The organism is Pseudomonas sp. P2S-1 (assembly GCF_057197725.1).
Genome location: NZ_CM170068.1, coordinates 905527 through 924867 on the forward strand (window position 1 = coordinate 905527; position 19341 = coordinate 924867).

Consider the following 19341-nt stretch of genomic DNA (forward strand, 5'->3'; position numbering starts at 1 on the left):
CGCTCGACGATTTACGCGATGGCAGTTGATGCGGGCCTGTTGTCGGCTGGTCGTCGATCAGACCGGCCGCATCCCCTCGAATACCAGGCGGGTTGTCAACCGCACCTGCCGCGCATGCGCCTCCCGATCCGGTTCCGCCGAACTCACCAGCCGCAGCAATTGCAGGTGCGAGTAGTCATTGAGCAGAAACGCCGTCAGCTCCACGTCCAGGTCCGCGCGCAGCTTGCCCTGGTCCCGCAGGTCCACCAGCACCTGGGCGATCTGCCCCTGCAGCGCCGCATTCATCTCCCGGTACGCCTGCGGCAGTCCCTCGCGCTCGTTGCTCAGGATCAGCGGCAGCAGCTCGCGCCACAGCGGCGCCGGCAGCACCTCCAGCGAGTAGCCGATCAGCAGCGACTCCAGATGACACAGTGCATCCACCGGGTCCTCGAAACGGCCGATCTGCTCCCGCAAGTCCAGCAGCGCGTGGCTGTCCGCCTCGCGGATCATCTCCAGGAGGATTTCCTGCTTGCTGTTGAAGTACTTGAATACCGTCGGCGCCGACACCCCGGCCTCCCGGGCGATCTGCTCCACCGTGGTGGCCTCGAAGCCCTGGCTCTGGAACAGGGCGATGGCCGCGTCGGCGATCGCCTGTCGGCGCTTTTCCTTCTGAAGTTCCCGCAGTCCGCTCACGCTGGCTCCCTGGCTTTGCATCGGTGGGCAGAGAATACCTCTCAGGCTTGTATCGGTAAAACATTTTATTGACTAAAGGTTTTTACAGGGTTAATTCTTTAATGGCATCTGCTCCGACGCAGAGTCATTTCTCAGGATCGACCCATGAGCCTTATCGTCACCACCGCCCCGCTGATGCAGGGTTTCCCCGCACCGCAAGACCAGCGCGTCACCTGGGCCAACTGGATGCGTCCGCCGTTCAATCGCTGGAGTTTTCGCAACCTGGCGCGGTTGCGGCCCAGCATCGATGTACCTGCCGGGGGCAGGGCGGTACGTGAATTCGAAAGTGCCCCGCAGGCACTGGAGCAGTGGAGTTTCGACAGCGTCGGTGGCCCCTCGGTGAGCGTTGCCGGGCACCTGGAGGCCAGCAACACCGATGCCTTCCTGGTCCTGCAGGAGGGCAAGGTGGTGTACGAGCGCTACTTCAACGGCCAGCAGCCCCATGACCGGCACATCATGTTCTCGGTGACCAAGTCGCTGATCGGCACCCTGGGCGAGCATCTGGTCTCCCTCGGCAAGCTGGATCCGCAGGCCCTCGCCCGCCACTACGTGCCCGAGCTCGAAGGCAGCGCCTTCGGCGACGCCACGGTGCGGCAACTGTTCGATATGGCCGTGGGCATCGCCTACAGCGAGGTCTACGACGATCCCGCCTCGGAGAGTTCGCAATACGGCTACGCCTGCGGTTTCCAGCCGGCGCCCGAGGCGTACCGGCAGTTCGAGTCGCTGTACCAGTACCTGCCGTCCCTGCGCAAACGCGGCGAGCATGGCGGTTTCTTCCATTACGTCACTGCCACCACCGAAGCCCTGGCCTGGGTGATGGAGCGCGCCGGCGGCGAAGCCTGCAGCACGTTGCTGGAGCAGGTGTGGAGCGCCCTCGGTTGCGAGCGCGATGGTTATTTCATGGCCGATCCCTGGGGTCGTGGCGTGGCCGGAGCCGGCTTCAGCGCGACGGCCCGGGACATGGCGCGCTTCGGCCAGTTGCTGCTGGATGGCGGGCAACAGGATGGCGAACAGTTGATCGCCGCCGACGCCATCGCCCGCATCCTCGGCGGCGCCGATCCGGCGATCTATGCCAACAACGCCGATTTCTCCCACTGGACCCCCGGCGCTTCCTACCGCAGCCAGTGGTACGTGTTCAACGACCACAGCCAGGCCTTGATGGCCGGCGGAATCCACGGCCAGTACCTGTTCATCGACGTGCCGTCGCGCACGGTGATGGTCAAGCAATCCTCGCTGCCGGAGGCGGTAGGCGAACAGGATGCCGACAGCGTGCGCATGCTGCGGGCCATCGCGGCCGGCCTGCGCGGCTGATTACAAGAAACTGCGGATGCCGCTGACCCGGCGTCCGCCTCTGGCGTGCCGGAGATTGGCGGCGTTCTGCGCTGCTTCCACTGCCCTGTAATACAACAACAAATGCACAGGAGCTTCATATGCATCGCACTCCGCGTTATGCCGGCGTGGCGCTGGCGTTCGGCCTGGCGTCGGCCAGTCAGGTGGCGCTGGCCGGCTACGTTTTCGAAGAAGGGGACCTCAAGGGCGAGCTGACACTCAGTGCCGGCGGCGCCACGCTCAGCGCGCGCAATGTCAATTTCGGTGCCGGGCGCACGGACCTGCGCAGCGGCCACAACACGGGTGAAAGCGCCGACTGGCAGGAGTTCTACCTCAAGCCGGGGATCACCCTGGACTATCGACTGAATCCGGATTTCAGCCTGCTTGCAGGCGGTTCCATGGTAGCGGCGACTACCTTCGGCGATGGCGATCCGGGCGGCTACAGCAACAGCGCCGACGGCCGCGCCACGGTGGAGGAGGCCTGGGCCGGGTTTCGTGCGGGGAGCCTGAAGTTCACCGCCGGGCGCCAGAACTACCTGGTGGGCAACGGCTTTATCGTGATGGATGGCAATCTCGACATGTTCGGCGATGGCGCCTATTGGCTGGGCCCGCGCACGGCGTTTCGCGATTCCGCCTTGCTCGCCTGGGACGGCGGGCCGTTGCAGGTCCAGGGCTTCAGCCTGCGCACCGACGATCACCTGGGCGACTACCGCCTCAACGGCATCAACCTCGACTACGACCTCGACGGCCAGGTGACCCTGGGCGCCATGGCCATGCAGGTCGATGCCCTGGCCAGCAACCGCACGGCCCGAGCGGCGCGCGACGGCATGCAGGTCTACAACCTGCGGGCCCTGCACGGCAAGGTACCGGGTGTGCCGGCCCTGACCCTGAATGCCGAATATGCCGTGCAGCGCGGCAGCGGCGATGGGGTGGATTACGACGCCAACGCCTGGTACGCCCAGGCCGACTATGCCTTCGAGGATCTGCCGCTGAGCCCGGTGCTGGGCTATCGCTACGCGCACTTCTCCGGCGACGACGACCTTGGCGACAAGCGCCAGAAGAACTGGGATGCCCTGAGCAAGGGCTTTATCGACTGGAGTACCTGGCTGGTCGGGGATATCACCGGCAACTACCTGCTGTTCAACAGCAACGAGAATGTCCAGCAGTTCTCGCTCAAGACCCGGCTCAGTGAAACCCTCAGCCTGGGCACTATCCACTACCAGTTCTGGCTCGATGAAAAGAACTACCAGGGCATGCCGGTGGACAGCCGGCGGTTTGCCGACGAGACGGTGATCTATCTGGACTGGACGCCGACACCGCGGCTGTATACCTCGCTTTCGTACAACTGGGTCAGTGCCAGGTCAGCGGCGCGCCAGGTGTTTGGTGATGACCAGCGATTCAGTGCTGTAGAAGCCTATTTCACCTACCGCTACTGACCAAAAGAGCACCGCAAACCCTGTGGGAGCTGGCTTGCCAGCGATTGCGATGGTGAATTCACTACAGCAATCGCTGGCAAGCCAGCTCCCACAGGGTCCGCGTCGAATCAGCAAATGATGGAGTTTCTGTAATGTCCAAGCTTTTCTTGCGTAGCGCCCTGGCCGCTGCTTCCCTGCTCGCCAGCACCCTCTGCCTCGCCCAACCCGAAGTGCGCATCTACAACTGGATCGAATACCTGCCCCCGGAGATCCTCAAGGACTTCGAGCGCGACACCGGCATCCGCCCGGTCTACGACGTGTTCGACAGCGTCGAGACCCTGGAATCCAAGCTGCTCACCGGCAACTCCGGTTACGACGTGGTGTTCCCCGGCACCTCCAATATCGGCAAGCTGATCCAGGCCGGCGCAGTACAGCCGCTGGACCGGGCGCAACTGCCCAACTGGAGCCACCTGGATCCGGCCTTCATGACCAGCCTGGAAGCGGTGGGCGACAGCGGCAACCGCTATACCGTGCCCTACCTGTGGGGCACCACGCTGATCGGCTACAACGTCGACAAGGTGCGTGAAGCCCTTGGGCCGGACGCAAAGCTGGACACCTGGGATCTGATCTTCAAGCCGGAAAACCTCTCGCGCCTGGCCGGCTGCGGCGTGGGCTTCCTCGATGCCGCCGGGGAGATCCTGCCCATCGCCCTGCATTACCAGGGCCTGAACCCCAATAGCGAAAACCCCGCCGACTACAAGAAAGCCCAGGCCCTGATGCTCCAGGCCCGGCCGAACATCAGCTACTTCAACTCGTCACGCTACGGCATGGACCTGGCCAATGGCGATATCTGCGCGGCGGTGGGCTGGTCGGGCGGCATCGCCCTGGCGCGGACCCTGGCCAATGCGGCGGGCAAGGGCGTGAAGGTGGCCATGGCCTTGCCGAAGGAAGGCGCGCCGATGTGGGCGGATGTGATGGCGATCCCGGTCAATGCGCCCCACGCCAAGGAGGCCCATGCCTTTATCGACTACATCCTGCGGCCTGAGGTCATTGCGCAGATCAGCAATAAAATCGGCTACCCCAACCCGAACAAGGACGCCACCGCCCTGGTCGACCAGGTGATCCGCAACGACCCGAACATGTACATCCCGGAGCCGGCGCGCAGCACGCTATTCGCCCTGGAACCGCTGCCCAATGCGGTGGAGCGCGTGCGCACCCGGACCTGGACCACCATCAAGAGCAATCGCTGAATGAACGGACTGACGTGGGTGATGACCTTGCGCGTGCGGATTGGCCCGGGAGAGGAACTGGGCCGTTGCGTGGATGGAGCGCGGACCAACTATCCGATCCTGGGAGGAGATTTCGAAGGGCCGGGCCTGGTCGGCGGGGTCCTGCCCGGTGGGGCCGACCAGTATCTGCTGCGGCCTGACGGGGTAGGAGAGCTGGATGCCCGCTACAGCCTGCTCAGCGATAGGGGGGAGCGGATCAATATCCATAACCTCGGCTTGCTGGTGCTGGATGAGGAAGGCAAGCGGCTGGAGGCCGAGGGGCAGTGGCCGTTGGCGGAGGAGCGCTATCGTTGTAGCTGTTCACCGCGGTTCCAGGTGGCCGAGGGGCGGCTGGGGTGGTTGCGGGAGGAGTGCTTTATCGGACGGGTTACCTATCCATCGACGGAGCAGGTTCAGATCGCGGTTTACCGGTTGGTATAGCCCTGTGTAGGAGCGTGGCTTGCCCGCGAAGGACTGCGGAGCGGTCCCAGATTCTCGCAGTCAGCACCATTTTGGGAGCGCTTCGCACTCCTTCGCGGGCAAGCCACGCTCCTACCTTGATCGCGTTGTACATAGGGTTTCTAGCAACCCCCGCAACGCCACCCCATCCTCATCCAGCCCGGCCCTGGCATACAGGGCCAGCGCCAGCCCCTCGACCGGCGGAAAACCATCCTCCACCCCCAGCACCCGATGCCCCTCCAGCACACAGCGACTCGGCACCAGGCTCACCCCCAACCCGGCACTCACCGCCGCCCCTAGCCCGGCCAGGCTGGTGCTGGAATAGCTGATCCGCCACGGCCGCCCGCTGCTTTCCAGGGCATGGATCATCTCCTGCCGATACAGCGCCCCCACCGGAAACACCACCAGCGGCAACGGATCATCGGCCACCATGCCCCGCGCACTGCATACCCACGAGAGTGGCTCAGGCCAGCAGGCATGGGCATCCCGGTCCGCACCCCATTGCTTGACCAGCAGGATATCCAGCTCGCCATTGCGATACAGGTGCAGCAGCGGGTTGCTCAGCCCGCTTTCCACTTCCAGGCGCAGGTGCGGGCGCTCGCCGATAAAGCCGCGCAACGCCTCGGTCAGCAGTTCCCCGGCCAGGTCCTCCGGCGCTCCCAGGCGCAGGGCTGTTTCGGTCTTTGCCGGCGTCAGTGCCTGCCGCGCTTCCTCTTCCAGGCGCAGGATGCGCCGGGCATAACCGAGCAGGCGCTCGCCGGCCTCGGTGGGCCAGACCTGGCGCTGGCTGCGATCCAGCAGGCGCGCGCCCAGGCTTTGCTCCAGGCGGATGATCTGCTGGCTGACAGTGGATTGGGTCAAATGCAGGCGCTCGCCGGCACGGGTGAAGTTGCCGGTTTCGACCACGGTGACGAAGGCGCGGAGCAGGAGCGGGTCAAGCATGCGTAAATCCACTGGTATGCATGAAATCAATTAATTTCATGCTACACCCGCCGCCCGGGATAATCGCCCTTCATTCGTCAGCGAGGAGTCGAGATGGCTAACGAAGCCTTCATGCGTGAAGCCGTGGCCCTGGCCCGGGACAACATCCGGGCCGGCGGCCGGCCCTTTGGCGCGGTGCTGGTCCATCAGGGCCAGGTGATCGCCCGGGCGGTCAACGAGATCCACAGCAGCAACGATCCCACCACTCATGCCGAGCTGCAGGCGATTCGCCAGGCCAGCCGGGTGCTGGGTCGCCCGCGCCTGGACGGCTGCGAGATCTACGCCAGCGGCCACCCGTGCCCGATGTGCCTGGCGGCGATGCACCTGTGCGGGATCGAGCGGGCGTGGTTCGCTTATGACAATGCCGAAGGCGAGCCTTACGGCTTGTCCACTGCGGCGGTGTACGAACAGATGACCCGGCCGCCGCAGCAGCAGTCGCTGCCGCTGCGTCCGTTTAAACCGGTCGGTGAAGAGGGGCTGTATGCCCAGTGGCAGCAGGTGCGGCCGACATGACCCCGGCTGATTCGCGCTGGCGTGGCGCGGCGCTGATGGCGCTGGTGATCGCGGTGACGGTCAACCTGCGGCCGATCCTGACCAGCATCGGGCCGCTGCTGGAAGATATTCGCAGCGGCACCGGCATCGGTTATCAGGAGGCCGCCCTGCTTACCGCATTGCCGGTGCTGTGCATGGGCCTGGTGCCGTTGTTGCAGCCCTGGCTGCGGCGCTGGTTGAGCGAGCAGGGCGGTTTGCTGCTGGGCCTGGGCGCCATCGGTCTGGCCTGCCTGTGGCGCCTGCTGCTGGGTAGCGGCACGGCACTGATCGCCAGTGCGGTACTGGCCGGACTGGGCGTGGCCTTCGTCCAGGCGCTGATGCCAGGGCTGGTCAATCGCTGGTTTTCCCGTCGCCTGGCGCTGGCCATGGGTGTGTATTCGGCGGCGCTGATGAGTGGCGGCGGGGTGGCGGCGGTGCTCGGGCCCCGGGTTGCCGAGCACTTCGGTCACTGGCAGGCGGGGTTGGGGGTGTGGCTGTTGCCAGTGTTGTTCGCCCTGCTGCTGCTTGGGCTGGTGGGGCCGAAGCTGGAAGCCGCCGCCGGGCGTGGCGGCAGCGGCGGCGGGCACTTCTTCGGCAATCGCCGGGCCTGGCTGCTGGCGGTGTATTTCGGCCTGATCAACGGCGGCTACACCAGCATGGTGGCCTGGCTGCCGGCCTACTATCAGCAAGTCGGCGGCAGTGCCCGGGCCGGTGGCGAGCTGGTAGGGGTGATGACCATCTTCCAGGTGGTCGGCGCCCTGGGGCTGCCGCTGTTGCTACGCGGGATGGCCGACCGGCGTCCCGGATTGTGGCTGGCGCTGACCTCGCAGTTGATCGGTTTCGCCGGCCTGCTGCTGGACCCGGCCTTGTCCCCCGGCCTGTGGGTGGGCCTGATCGGCTTCGGCCTGGGTGCCTGCTTCAGCCTGAGCCTGACCCTGACCCTCGAACACCTCAAGGAGCCGCGCCATGCCGGCGGGCTGGCGGCCTTCGTCCAGGGGATCGGCTTCATCATCACCGGCCTGGTGCCGTACCTGACCGGCTGGCTGCGGGATATCAGCGGCGACTTCCAGGCTTCCTGGACCCTGCTGACGGTGACCGTGGTGCTGATGCTGCTGGTGACCGGGCGCTTTGCACCGAAGGGCTACGGCACGGCCATGGCCGATCGCGCCGAGCCGGCCCGGGCAGTCAGCTGAGGGACTGCAAGGTATCGCGCAGGCGGTCCAGCGCCGGGTCGATATCCAGCAGCTCGATGGCGCCGAAGCCCAGGAGCAGGCCGGGTTTGGGCGTCACTTCGCTGTAGAACGGCGCCAGCGAGTACAACCCCACCTCCACCTTGCGCGCCAGGGCGATGACGAACTCCACATCCAGCTCGCCCCTGGCCAGTGCGCTGAGGTGGTAGCCGGCGCTGGTCGGCACCGCTTCGAACCACGGGCTCAGGTCTCCCGCCAGGCGTTGCAGGATGCGCTCGCGCCGCGCGGCGTACAGCGCGTGGCAGCGGCGAATGTGCTTGAGCAGATGGCCCTCGCTGATAAACCGCGCCAGCGTCCACTGGCTCAGGGTCGAGGTATGCCAGTCGCTCAACTGCTTGGCGATGCGCACCGGCTCCTGCAAGGCGGGCGGCAGGATCGCATAGCCCAGGCGCAGCTCCGGCAGCACGGTCTTGGAGAAGGTCCCGACATAGGCCACCAGGCCATGTTCGTCGAGGCTTTGCAGGGCGTCGGTGGGGCGGCTGGCGTAGCGGAATTCGCTGTCGTAGTCGTCCTCGATGATCACCGCGCCCAGTTGCGCGGCACGGGCCAGCAGGGCGTGGCGACGCTCCAGGCTCATGGCCATGCCCAGGGGAAACTGGTGGGAAGGCGTTACATAGATCAGCCGCACGCCATCCTCGATCAGGTCGACGCGAATCCCTTGGGCATCCACCGGCACATGGCGGATTCGCGCGCCGAGGGCTTCGAACAGGTGCCGGGCCGGCGGGTAGCCGGGGTCTTCCATGGCCACCGTGCAGCCCGGTTCGATCAGCACCCGGGCGATCAGGTCCAGCGCTTGCTGGGCACCGTTGCACACCTGCACATCCGCCGCCGTGCAGCGCACGCCGCGGGCGAAGGCGATATGCCGGGCGATGGCCTCGCGCAACTCCGGCAGGCCCTGGGCATGGCTGTAGCGGGTGTCGGTACGCTGGCATTGACGCAGGGCGTGTTGCGCGCATTGGCGCCAGGCATCGAAAGGGAAATGCACCTTGCTCGAAGCGCCGCCGACGAAGTCGTAGCGCGAGGGCTGGGCGAGGGCGGGGCGGCCCAAGGGGATGCCACGGGCACGCCAGCGGGCGAGGGTGTCGGCGCTGGCCAGCGGGGTGTCACGGGCGTTGGGCGCTTGCGCCAGCGGCTGCGGGGTGATGAAGGTTCCGCGTCCTACCTGGCCGCTGAGCAGGTTGTCACTGGTCAGCCGCGAATAGGCCTCGGCCACGGTCTTGCGCGACACCCCGAGCTGCTCCGCCAGCAGCCGGGTCGGCGGCAACTGGCTGCCGGCGGCGAGGCGGCCGCTGTCGATAGCGTCGCGCAATTGCCGGTAAAGCTGGTCGGCCAGATGCTTGCGGCCGTGCAGGGTGATATGCAGTTCCATGAAGCAGGATTCCGGGGCGAGGAAGCAGTTCGTCAGATTAACCGATCGGACTGCCGTTGATCCGCCCGAACTACGGAGTCAACCAGGTGAATCCACACTCAAAGGTGATGTGATCGCAGCTCGGTGCCTACCTTTTACGAAGGAGTTCCGCCATGAAATTGCGTTTGCTCTTGCCTCTCGTCCTGTTGCTGCCGGGTGCCGCCCATGCCACCCAGGACGGCATCCCGCAATACCACTACGGCATGCCTCTGGATGTCGCCAGGGTCCTCGACCTGCGCGAGCCGTCGAGCGACCACCAATGCCAGGTGGTCAAGGCGACCATGACCTACCTCGACTCCCACGGCCAGCAGCATCAATTGCACTACCTGAAACTGGCAGAGGAGTGCTCCGACCAGGGCTGACTCAGTCCCACTGCGGTGCCAGCCCCGCCGGGTCGGTGATGCGCAGGCCGCTGTCCAGCGCCGCGATGCGGGCCATGTCCGCTTCGCTCAGGCGCAGGTCGACGGCCTTGAGATTGCCGGCCAGGTTTTCGCGCCTGGTCGACGACGGGATCACCGCGTAGCCCAGTTGCATGGCCCAGGCCAGGGTGACCTGCGCCGGGGTGGCGTTGTGCTGCGCGGCGATTGCCTGGATCACTGGATCCTGCAGGACCTTGCCGTAGCCGAGGGTCATGTAGGAGGTCACGGCGATCTTCTGGGCGTGCATGAAGTCCACCAGGCGGCGGTTCTGCAGGTACGGGTGCAGTTCGATCTGGTTCGTGGCGATCTGGCCCGGGCCGGTCACGGCAATGGCCTGGCGCAGCAGGTCGATGGTGAAGTTGGACACACCGATTTCCCGGGTCAGGCCCTGGGCCCTGGCCTCCATCAGTGCACCCATGAATTCGCTGACCGGGACGGCGCCATTTGGCGAAGGCCAGTGGATCAGGGTCAGGTCCAGATGGTCGGTGCGCAGCTTGTTCAGGCTTTCCTTGAGGCTGGGGATCAGGCGGTCGGCACCGAGGTTCTCGGTCCAGATCTTGCTGGTCAGGTAGAGCTGGTCGCGGGGCACGCCGCTGGCGGCGATGGCCTGGCCGACTTCAGCCTCGTTGCCGTAGATCTGCGCCGTGTCGATGGCCCGGTAGCCCAGCGCCAGGGCCTGGCTCACCGAGTCGATGACCACCTGGTCCTTGAGGCGGAAAGTGCCGAGGCCGAGCAGGGGCAGTGTCATGGAACGTGTCATGGGATGTCCTCATCGAGTGGGGTGGGATGAGGGTAGTATCCCGAGGCGGGGGCAGAGGAAAAATGGGGAGTGGGGCACAAGATTTTTGCTGCTGGGGCACAAATCTCTGGTGGTGCTGATGGCCTCATCGCTGGCAAGCCAGCTCCCACAGGGTTCGGCGATGAGGCCGGTCGTATCAACCCAGTTGCTGGATCAAGCCTTGCAACTTCTCCCGCCCAACCTCATCCAGCGGGAACACCGGCGCCCGCGGCACGCCGCAATCGATCCCGGTCAGCTTCAACCCGGCCTTCACGGTTGCCGGCAGCCCACCCTTGAGAATGAACTCGAGCAATGGCAACTGCCGGTAAAACAGCTCCCGCGCCCGCTCCAGGTCGTTGCCGGTCACCGCGCGATAGAGCTGCTGGTTGAGCACCGGAATCAGGTTGGCCGCCGCCGTGCACCAGCCCGTCGCCCCGGCCACGAAGGCTTCCAGAGCCAGCGGGTTGCAGCCGTTGTAGAACGGCACCTGGCCCTCACCCAACTGCTGCAGGGCATGCATGCGCTGGATGTCGCCGGTGCTCTCCTTGACCATGGTCACGTTCTCCACCGCCTTGACGATGCGCAGAATCAACTGCACCGACATGTCTGTGCCGCTGGTGGCCGGGTTGTTGTAGAGCATGATCGGGATGCCGATGCTGTCGCCGATGCGCTGGTAGTGCCGGAGGATTTCCGCCTCGCTCAGCTTCCAGTAGGCGGCGGGCAGCACCATCACCGCATCGGCGCCCTGTTCTTCGGCAAAACGTGCGCGACGGATGGCGTTGGCGGTGGTCAGGTCGGAGACGCTGACGATGGTTGGCACCCGCTTGGCGATATGCGACAGGCTGAATTCGGCCACCTGGCTCCATTCACGGTCGCTCAGGTAGGCGCCTTCGCCGGTGCTGCCCAGCGGTGCGATGACCTGTACGCCGCCGTCGATCAGGCGGTCGATGGACTGGCCCAGGGCGGCGAGGTCGAGGTGCTCGCCATCGTTGCCGCTGAAAGGGGTGACGGTGTAGCCGATGATGCCGTGGAAGAGGTTGCTCATGGTCTGTGCTCCAGCAAAGGTCAGTTCAGGCAGTCGGCGTGCTTGCGCAGGCTTTGCCGGGCGAAATAGTTGAAGGCAGCGCCGTGGCGCTTGGGCCGGTCGATCCAGTCGTGGGCTTCGCGGCCCAGGGCCGGGTCGATGGGCTTGATGGTCCCGGCGGACATCGCCAGCAGTTGCAGTTGCGCTGCCCGTTCGATCAGGTTGGCGGTAACGCAGGCCTGTTCGATATCGGCGCCGGTGGAGAGCTGGCCATGGTGGGTGAGCAGGATCGCACGTTTGTCGCCCAGGGCCGCAGCGATGATCTCGCCTTCCTCGTTGCCCACCGGCACCCCCGGCCAGGCTTCGAGGAACGCGCAGTCGTCGTACAGCGGGCAGACGTCCATATGCGACACCTGCAGCGGCACCTCGAGCATCGACAGCGCCGCGACATGGGTCGGGTGGGTGTGGATGATGCAGTTGACGTCCGGGCGGGCGCGGTACAGCCAGCTGTGGAAACGGTTGGCCGGGTTGGCCATGCCATCGCCTTCGAGCACCTCCAGGTCTTCGTTGACCAGCAGCAGGTTGCTGGCGCTGATCTCGTCGAAACCCAGGCCCAGTTGCTGGGTGTAGAAGGTCCCCGGTTGCGGGCCACGGGCGCTGATCTGCCCGGCCAGGCCGGAATCGTGACCCCGGTCAAACAGAATGCGGCAGGTCAGGGCCAGCTTTTCCCTGACAGTCCACGTATTATCCGCAAGCGAACCTTGCATCCGCGCCAGTGCCTGCCGGACCAGCTGGTCCTTGGACAGTGTCATTGTGTCGGTCATCGAGTGCTCCTCGGTGAAGTGAGTGAAGCCCGCCCCGGTTGCCTGGAAAACGAACGGGGCGGTTTGTCCTGTGACACAAACAAGGCTATATGACACAAAGTGTCATGAGCAAGTGAAAAGTTTCCTCACTGACCGGAAAACACCGTAGCGCATGTCTATCCGTTTGAAATTGCTGAGAAAAAAACTTGGCATCACCCTTGAGGTGCTGGCCGAGAATTCCGGGATGACCAAGAGCTACCTGTCCAAGGTCGAACGCGGTCTGAATACGCCATCGATTGCCGCTGCGCTGAAGCTGGCGCGCGCGCTGAATGTGAATGTCGAGGAGTTGTTCGCCGAGGATGCACCGAACCCGACGCGCTACAGCCTGGTACGCAGTGGCGAGCGCCAGTCGCTGGCCGGGGGAGCGGGTTATGCCGTACTGGCCAACCAGATCGGCCAGCGCAGCCTGTTGCCGTTCCTGATCAATCCGCCGATGGACTTCAGCGACTCCACTTTCAAGGAGCACCTTGGCGAGGAGTTCCTGTTTGTCCATGAAGGGCAGGTCGAGGTGGACTTCATGAACGAGCGGGTCATTCTCGAACGGGGCGACGCCCTGTATTTCAACGCGCAAACCCCCCACCGCCTGCGCTCCCTGGGCGACGGACCGGCGCAGTTGCTGGTGGTGGTGCACGACGCCGGGTAGGCCTTGCCGGCGCCCTTGGGCCGGGACCGCGACTAGCATCGCGATTCCACCCGGCCCTCAAGGATGACCGCCATGCTCCAGCCCTCGCGGGATTACTCCCGCCTGCTCAATACCCTGATCGACCAGCGCATCGCCACCGCGCCGAAACGCAGCCCCTGGTTTCACCTCGATCCCGGTGAGCGTGCCGACTACCTCGCCGAGGTCGATGCGCGCCTGCTGGAGATCCAGCGCACCACCCTGAGCGTGCTGGCGGCGCAGCATTTCAGCCTGGAAGACAATCCGCAGACTATCGACGAGCACCTGGCGTTGCTGCGTCGCCAGCGCGAAGCACTCGACAGCGAGAGCCCTTACCGTCAGGCGCTGGATCGCGATATCCACCTCTACAGCCGCCAGCAGGCCGCCATGCACGGCTTCGAAGGCGCCTGGCGCAAGGCGTTGCGCCTGATCCGGGCGGGAGACGGACTGCGCAAGCCCTGCGCCGGTCTGCTGCAACGCCTGCAACGGATGATCGACCTGCTGCAACGCAAGATCGACGCTGAAGGTGGCACGCGTCGGGTCACACCATTCGCCCGCCAGCAAGGCTGGCAGGCGGTTGTCGGGCGCTACCGGGCGCTGCTCGAGGGCAAGCCGGTGACCTTCGAGGAGATACCACCGGCTTCCGATGGGCTACCGGTCAACCTGTCGTTGCTGCTGATGGAGGAACGCCCCGGCCATGTGCGGATGAACGTAGCGCTGGTCGATCCGAGCTTCGACGGACGCTACAAGGACCTGCACCTCGAGCACGGCCAGCTGGTGACCGGGACCCGCAGCCTGATGAACTTCTCCTTCGGCACCGCGGCCCGCTCCCTGGCCTGGCAGCAGCATTATCGCCTCAAGCACGAGCCGGGCCGTTCGCCGACCTTCGCGCCGATCCGCTCGGTGCTGGTGCGCAGCGCCTTCGTCGAAGACTTCCTGGGCCAGTGGCTGGTCTCCGAGCACACCTTGCGCGACGGGTTCCTGGTGCGGGTGATGGAGGACGGCTCGCGGTTGCGGGTGATCAATGTCGATCGCAAGGTGTGCAACCAGATCGGCATCGAGGCCTTCGACGAACCCAATGCGCTGGGCAAGGTGCGCCAGGTTGACCTGCCGCGACGCCTGGACGATTTGCTCAATCGCTACGCCGACATCGACAGTTTCCAGACCATCGCCCTGGACAGCTACGCCAGCAGCCACTACGACCCGGACCGCGACGGCCGCTTCGTCAGTATCCGCGAGCTGGAGCGCAGCCTCGGCTTTGGCGAGCACCTGTACCTGCTGGAACTGCCCCATGCCGGCAAGTACCTGGCGGCAACGCCGTTCGCCGTGGTGGACGGGCAGGGCAGCCGGCATCTGTGTGCCAGCGAAGTGCAGCGGGTCTGGACACATGAGTCGGCGTTTTTCGCGCAATTGGAAGCCTTGCGCGAGCAGGGCGAAGGGGGCTGTCCGTGGCTCAACAGCCCGCGCGAGCGCACGCTGTTCCTGGCTCACTGGCAACGCTTGCTGGACCGCAATCACCTCACGCCGGGGGCCTTGCTGGCGGTGCCGGACAGGCCGCGGGACAGCCAGCGCGACGGCCAGGGCAATGCCTTGGGCAAGGTGCGGTGGGAGCGGGCGTTCGCCGAGCGTATCTGGCAATGGCCGGCGCTCGATACGCTGCTTTCGGACATGGCCTTGCGCCTGCACGCGCTTGGTGGCGTGCAGAAGCTGCTGGATGATCCCTACCTGCAGGCTACCTTGGCCCAGGCAGCGCAACTCCGGGCTGACGAACTGGAGCCGATGCCCCATCGCGCCCGTGATCTGCGCTTGCTCAAGTGGCTGCTCGCCGAGCACGAAGCACCCCGCAGCCTGCGTCGGCAGGTGCTGTTCCAGGTGTTGTGGATCCGCGCCGGTCAGCTCGGTGGCGGCCATGGCGAAGTCCATGCGCATTCGTTGCGTGCGGGCAATGCGCTGTCCCGTCCCGATCCCTGGCTGATCCTCAATGCCCGCCCGCAGTGGCTGGCGGGTGGCGACAATCGCTGGCTGATCGCCGAGGACAAGTACCGTGGCGCCCATCAATGGGCCCCCGATCCGCAGCATCCGGCCACGGCCTACATGGACGACCTGGACGCGCCTTTCATCGGCGGTATCAGCGTCACCACCGAAGCCTTGTGCCGCGACCTGCCCCAGCTCTTCGACGGCCTGCCGACGCTGCCGGACTACTGGCGTTTCCAGTTGGCCAACAGCGCCTTCTGGCTGCGCAATGGCTACCATTCGCTGTTCGAGACCCTGTACCTGGCGGCGCGCTACGAGCCGCTGGCCGAGGGCAGCGTCGGCGCTCGGTTGCTGGCGCTGTTCGACCGTAGCCGCAACGCTGGGCCGCTGGCCCTGTACCAGGACCTGATGGCCTTGCTCCAGCCCGTGCTCGACCGCGATCTGCCCAGCGACCAGCGACCAGCGACTGGCAGCGGCTCCCGGTGGGTGATAGGCTCGTCATCGTTTCCGCACAACCCCGGGAGAATTATCGATGAACACTGGTTCGACTTTCTGGCGCGATCCGGCGCTGGGGTTCATCGAGGCCCGGGGTGTCGCCGACGGACGCAAGGTCTGTTATTCGCGACATTCCCACGAGGGCTTTTCCATCGGTGCGATCACCGCCGGGCGCAGCACCTACTTCGACGGACAACGCTGGCACGAGGTGGATGCCGGCACCGTGGTGATGATGAACCCGGGGGTGGTGCATGCCTGCAACCCGATCGCCGACCAGCCCTGGTCCTACCTGATGCTCTACGTCGATATGCCGTGGCTGCGGGCGCAGGGTTTCGAGCCGCTGGCGCAGACCCTGAGCACCTCGCCGGGGCTGTATCGCGCCTTGCTGGCGCTGTACCAGCGCCTGACCGACAGCGGTTGCGCCAGCGACGACAAACGCCTTGCCGCCGAAGTCTTTTTCGGCCAGTTGCGCGAGCAGATCGAAGTGGCTCCGCAGACCGCGGGGCAGGGCAGCGAGCGCTTGCAGCGGGCGGCGGACTACATCCGCCGACACTGCACCGAACCGCTCAAACTTGAGGATATCGGCGTCGCGGCGGGTTTATCGACGTCCTACCTGATCCGCGCCTTCAAGCAACACTTCGGCCTGACGCCCCACGGTTACCTGCTCGATCAGCGGGTGCGCTATGCCCGCGCGCAGTTGCGCCGCGGCCGGTTGATCGCCGAGGTCGCCCACGAGGCCGGTTTCGCCGATCAGGCCCATCTGCAACGGGCGTTCAAGCAGCACCTGGCGGCGACCCCCGGGCATTACCGCTCAGCCCAGTAGCAGGTAGCCGGCGCTGGCGGCCAGCAGCGCAGCCAGGGCGCGATTGAACAGGCGCATGCGTCGCGGCTCTTCGAGATGGCGGCGGATCACCGTGCCGGCCCAGGCCCAGCAGCCCACCGACAGGTAGCAGATCACCAGGTAGATCAGGGTGAAGCGCCACAGCAGCGCGGTTTCGCCCTCGCCAACGAAGGCCCCGACCCCGGCGACGCAGGCCAGCCAGGCCTTGGGGTTGAGCCACTGCATCAGCGCGCCGTAGAAAAAGCCCGGAGCCTTGTGCGCATCGCCGTCGCTCAGGCGGCCGTTGTCGGCGGCCAGTTTCCAGGCCATGTACAGCAGGAACAGGATCCCGGCCCAGCGCAGCGCTTCGGTCAGGCCCGGCCAGCGCAGCATGACCGCATGCAGGCCGAGGCCGACCAGCATCAGCAGCAGGCAGAAACCCAGGGTTGCCCCGGTGACATGTCGCAGCGCCGGGCGCAGGCCATGGCGCGCGCCGGCGGCGAGGGCGACCAGGTTGACCGGGCCGGGGGAAATGGAGGCGGCCAGCGCGAAGGCGGCCATGGACAGGGTCAGGCTCATGGGTGTTTCTCTTGCAGGGGAACGAGGGCAGGACTGTATCGATGCAGTCCTGGCCCGGTATTGAAGAAAACTGCCCTTCCCGAGCCCCCGGGGGCCTTTTGACATTTTTTGTCGATTGCCCGCCCCGGCGCGTATAAACTGCCTGCCACTTTGTCGGTCGCTTCCTGAACCGGCACCTGAAACAAGAGAGTCGAAATGGGCGCACAGTGGAAAGCCAAGCATAAAGAAGCAGCCAGCAACGCCAAGGGCAAGATCATGGGCAAGCTGGCCAAGGAAATTCAGATCGCCGCGCGCAGCGGTGCCGACCCGGACATGAACCCGCGTCTGCGCCTGGTGGTCGAGCAGGCCAAGAAGGCCTCCATGACCCGTGAGACTCTCGAACGCGCCATCAAGAAGGGCGCCGGCCTGCTGGGCGACCAGGTGCAGTACCACGCGGTGAAGTACGAAGGCTTCGCCCCGAACCAGGTGCCGCTGATCGTCGAGTGCCTGACCGACAACGTCAACCGCACCGTCGCCGAAGTCCGCGTGCTGTTCCGCAAGGGCCAGTTGGGCGCCGAGGGTTCGGTGTCGTGGGACTTCAACCACGTCGGCCTGATCGAAGCCACCCCGGACAGCGCCGATGCCGACCCGGAACTGGCAGCGATCGAAGCCGGTGCCCAGGACTTCGAGCCGGCTGAAGAGGGCGCGACCCTGTTCATCACTGAAACCACCGACCTGGACAGCGTGCAGAAGGCCCTGCCGGCCCAAGGCTTCACCGTGACCTCGGCGAAGATCGGCTACACCCCGAAGAACCCGGTCAGCGCGGCGAGCCTGAGCGCCGAGGAGCTGGCCGAGGTCGAAGCCTTCCTCGATGCCATCGACGGGCATGATGACGTGCAGAACGTCTATGTGGGCCTGGCGGGCTGATAGCGACTGATGTGAAGAAGGGACCGCATGCGGTCCCTTTCTTTTTTGGGTGTCTGTTCCGGCCTCATCGCTGGCAAGCCAGCTCCCACAGGTTACGCGATACCTGTGGGAGCTGGCTTGCCAGCGATGAGGCCATCAGCATCACAGAAGATTCAGGATCTCACCAAACCTCGGCCTCTCCAGCACCTCGGCCCGCACACAAGCCTGCTGCAACCCCCTCATCCCCACCAATTCCTCCCCGCACCGCTCCAGCAATTCCCCCAGCAGCACCCCGAACGCCCGCACCTCGATGCGCTCCAGCAACCGCGCCTCGACACCCCCATCCCGCGGATGGAACGACGCCGCGCCAAAGTCCCCGAGCAAGCTGTGTCCGCGCTCATCGCACAGAATGTTGTGCCCGTACAAATCGCCATGGCTGAGCCCCTGCCCATGCAGATGCGCCGCGACTTCGGCAATGGACCGCGCCAGGCGCTGCACACCGGCAGCGTCCAGCGTGCGTTCGGCGGGGTAGATATCCCGGGTGCAACTGTCCAGGCTCGGCGGCCCGGCAAGGTTGAACCAGGCCGGGTCGATCAGTTCCATGACCAGTGCCGGAATGCCCTGGGGATGATCATCGACCCGCCCGAGCAGCGGGATCAGGTGCCCATGGTTGCCGGCCAGCATGCACGCGGTCATTTCATCCAGTGGCGTGCCATCGCTGGTGATCTCGCCCTTGTACAGCTTGATCGCCACCGCCTCCTCGCGACCGGCGACATGGGCCCGATGGATAACGCCCGAAGCACCCTGGCCAAGACGTTGCCCAAGCTGGAGATCGGCCCAGGCAATGCGCGTGAAGGACGATGGCGCTGGCGGTGTGCGCAGGCCCTCGGGCAGCGGATTGCCGGCATAGGCCAGCCACGCCAGGTTGGGCATGCGCAGCAGCCACTCGGGCAACCGTTCGAGACGGTTAGCGGCCATGCGCAGCAGTTCCAGCTTCTCGCAGCGTTGCAGGCTGTCCGGCAGACGGCGCAGGCGGTTGCCGGACAGCATGAGCTTTTGCAGCCCGGCACAGTCGCCGAGGGCCTCGGGCAGTTCCTCGATCAGGTTGTCGGTCAGCACCAGGGAGCGCAGGCGCGGTGGCAGGGCGGCGGCGGGAACCCGGGTGATGCAGTTGCTCTTGACCCCGACCACCTGCAATTGCGCGCAGCTACCGACGCCCACCGGCAATTCGCTTAAGCGATTCTCCGAACAGAACAGCACTTTCAGCTTGTACAGGCGCCCGAGGTCGTCGGGCAGGCTGGTCAGTTGGTTGCCGGTGAGGTTGAGCACTTCGAGGCTGTCGGCCAGGTCGAAGATTTCCGCCGGGAACCGCTCAAGGCCGCAGGCCAGGTCGAGGCGTGCGGTGCCTGCCAGGCGGCCGGCCTTGAGGTCGTCGAGAGAATGCATAGGCGCTGCCGTGGAAAAAAAGGCCGCCATGATAGCGGCAAAGCCCGC

General features: G+C 65.5%; 18 protein-coding genes. 10 read left to right on the forward strand and 8 right to left on the reverse strand.

Features of this window, described 5'->3' with window-relative positions:
- Positions 1 to 57: 57 nt before the first annotated feature.
- Positions 58 to 672 carry a TetR/AcrR family transcriptional regulator gene (locus AC2CQI_RS04200; protein ID WP_075803190.1) on the reverse strand — a complete coding sequence of 205 codons (615 nt, stop codon included), beginning with the start codon at positions 670 to 672 and terminating at the stop codon, positions 58 to 60.
- A gap of 144 nt (positions 673 to 816) precedes the next feature.
- On the opposite strand from AC2CQI_RS04200, the gene AC2CQI_RS04205 reads away from it, so the two are divergent.
- The 4 genes from AC2CQI_RS04205 to AC2CQI_RS04220 all read left to right on the forward strand — a co-directional run bounded on the left by AC2CQI_RS04205 (position 817) and on the right by AC2CQI_RS04220 (position 5164).
- Positions 817 to 2022 carry a serine hydrolase domain-containing protein gene (locus AC2CQI_RS04205; protein ID WP_484579284.1) on the forward strand — a complete coding sequence of 402 codons (1206 nt, stop codon included), beginning with the start codon at positions 817 to 819 and terminating at the stop codon, positions 2020 to 2022.
- A 119-nt stretch (positions 2023 to 2141) separates the two neighbouring features.
- Positions 2142 to 3476 carry an alginate export family protein gene (locus tag AC2CQI_RS04210; RefSeq protein WP_484579285.1) on the forward strand — a complete coding sequence of 445 codons (1335 nt, stop codon included), beginning with the start codon at positions 2142 to 2144 and terminating at the stop codon, positions 3474 to 3476.
- 131 nt (positions 3477 to 3607) lie between these two features.
- Positions 3608 to 4705 (forward strand): polyamine ABC transporter substrate-binding protein, encoded by a 1098-nt coding sequence (locus AC2CQI_RS04215; RefSeq protein WP_484579286.1) that lies wholly within the window; start codon positions 3608 to 3610, stop codon positions 4703 to 4705.
- Complete coding sequence (locus AC2CQI_RS04220) at positions 4706 to 5164, forward strand: DUF3237 domain-containing protein (RefSeq protein ID WP_484579287.1); 459 nt, start codon at positions 4706 to 4708, stop codon at positions 5162 to 5164.
- Between the two features lie 111 nt (positions 5165 to 5275).
- On the opposite strand, the gene AC2CQI_RS04225 is transcribed toward AC2CQI_RS04220, so the two are convergent.
- Positions 5276 to 6124, reverse strand: coding sequence for a LysR substrate-binding domain-containing protein (locus AC2CQI_RS04225; RefSeq protein WP_484579288.1), 849 nt, complete (start codon positions 6122 to 6124; stop codon positions 5276 to 5278).
- Between the two features lie 93 nt (positions 6125 to 6217).
- Between AC2CQI_RS04225 and AC2CQI_RS04230 the strand changes: the two genes are divergently transcribed.
- Together AC2CQI_RS04230 and AC2CQI_RS04235 are read left to right on the forward strand one after the other, a co-directional pair.
- A complete protein-coding gene (locus AC2CQI_RS04230; RefSeq protein ID WP_075803184.1) occupies positions 6218 to 6676 on the forward strand; it encodes a nucleoside deaminase in 459 nt (152 codons plus the stop codon).
- Positions 6673 to 7887 carry a CynX/NimT family MFS transporter gene (locus tag AC2CQI_RS04235; RefSeq protein ID WP_484579289.1) on the forward strand — a complete coding sequence of 405 codons (1215 nt, stop codon included), beginning with the start codon at positions 6673 to 6675 and terminating at the stop codon, positions 7885 to 7887. The genes AC2CQI_RS04230 and AC2CQI_RS04235 overlap by 4 nt, the downstream gene beginning before the upstream one ends.
- On the opposite strand, the gene pdxR is transcribed toward AC2CQI_RS04235, so the two are convergent.
- On the reverse strand, positions 7880 to 9313 hold the full coding sequence (gene pdxR / locus AC2CQI_RS04240) for a MocR-like pyridoxine biosynthesis transcription factor PdxR (RefSeq protein ID WP_484579290.1): 1434 nt from the start codon (positions 9311 to 9313) through the stop codon (positions 7880 to 7882). The two genes, AC2CQI_RS04235 and pdxR, sit on opposite strands and share 8 nt — an antisense overlap.
- Before the next feature lie 152 nt (positions 9314 to 9465).
- Here pdxR and AC2CQI_RS04245 point away from each other — a divergent pair, with 152 nt between their 5' ends.
- Positions 9466 to 9714: a DUF2790 domain-containing protein gene (locus AC2CQI_RS04245; protein ID WP_075803181.1), complete on the forward strand. Its 249-nt coding sequence runs from the start codon at positions 9466 to 9468 to the stop codon at positions 9712 to 9714.
- Between the two features lies 1 nt (position 9715).
- On the opposite strand, the gene dkgB is transcribed toward AC2CQI_RS04245, so the two are convergent.
- The 3 genes from dkgB to AC2CQI_RS04260 all read right to left on the reverse strand — a co-directional run bounded on the left by dkgB (position 9716) and on the right by AC2CQI_RS04260 (position 12397).
- Positions 9716 to 10519, reverse strand: coding sequence for a 2,5-didehydrogluconate reductase DkgB (gene dkgB / locus AC2CQI_RS04250; RefSeq protein WP_484580580.1), 804 nt, complete (start codon positions 10517 to 10519; stop codon positions 9716 to 9718).
- A 187-nt stretch (positions 10520 to 10706) separates the two neighbouring features.
- On the reverse strand, positions 10707 to 11594 hold the full coding sequence (locus tag AC2CQI_RS04255; RefSeq protein ID WP_075803179.1) for a dihydrodipicolinate synthase family protein: 888 nt from the start codon (positions 11592 to 11594) through the stop codon (positions 10707 to 10709).
- A gap of 20 nt (positions 11595 to 11614) precedes the next feature.
- Positions 11615 to 12397, reverse strand: coding sequence for an aldolase (locus AC2CQI_RS04260; protein ID WP_484579291.1), 783 nt, complete (start codon positions 12395 to 12397; stop codon positions 11615 to 11617).
- A 151-nt stretch (positions 12398 to 12548) separates the two neighbouring features.
- Here AC2CQI_RS04260 and AC2CQI_RS04265 point away from each other — a divergent pair, with 151 nt between their 5' ends.
- Positions 12549 to 13079, forward strand: a complete 531-nt coding sequence (locus tag AC2CQI_RS04265; RefSeq protein ID WP_075803177.1) for a helix-turn-helix domain-containing protein — start codon at positions 12549 to 12551, stop codon at positions 13077 to 13079.
- 2521 nt (positions 13080 to 15600) lie between these two features.
- Positions 15601 to 16386, forward strand: coding sequence for an AraC family transcriptional regulator (locus AC2CQI_RS04270; protein ID WP_075803175.1), 786 nt, complete (start codon positions 15601 to 15603; stop codon positions 16384 to 16386).
- Here AC2CQI_RS04270 and AC2CQI_RS04275 read toward each other — a convergent pair.
- Positions 16375 to 16962: a LysE family translocator gene (locus tag AC2CQI_RS04275; protein WP_075803174.1), complete on the reverse strand. Its 588-nt coding sequence runs from the start codon at positions 16960 to 16962 to the stop codon at positions 16375 to 16377. The genes AC2CQI_RS04270 and AC2CQI_RS04275 overlap by 12 nt on opposite strands.
- A 195-nt stretch (positions 16963 to 17157) precedes the next feature.
- Here AC2CQI_RS04275 and AC2CQI_RS04280 point away from each other — a divergent pair, with 195 nt between their 5' ends.
- Positions 17158 to 17868 carry a YebC/PmpR family DNA-binding transcriptional regulator gene (locus AC2CQI_RS04280; RefSeq protein ID WP_484579292.1) on the forward strand — a complete coding sequence of 237 codons (711 nt, stop codon included), beginning with the start codon at positions 17158 to 17160 and terminating at the stop codon, positions 17866 to 17868.
- A 141-nt stretch (positions 17869 to 18009) separates the two neighbouring features.
- Here the strand turns inward: AC2CQI_RS04280 and AC2CQI_RS04285 are convergent, their stop codons facing one another.
- Entirely contained in the window at positions 18010 to 19293 is a 1284-nt protein-coding gene (locus AC2CQI_RS04285) for a leucine-rich repeat domain-containing protein (RefSeq protein WP_484579293.1), read from the reverse strand.
- Between the last annotated feature and the right edge of the window lie 48 nt (positions 19294 to 19341).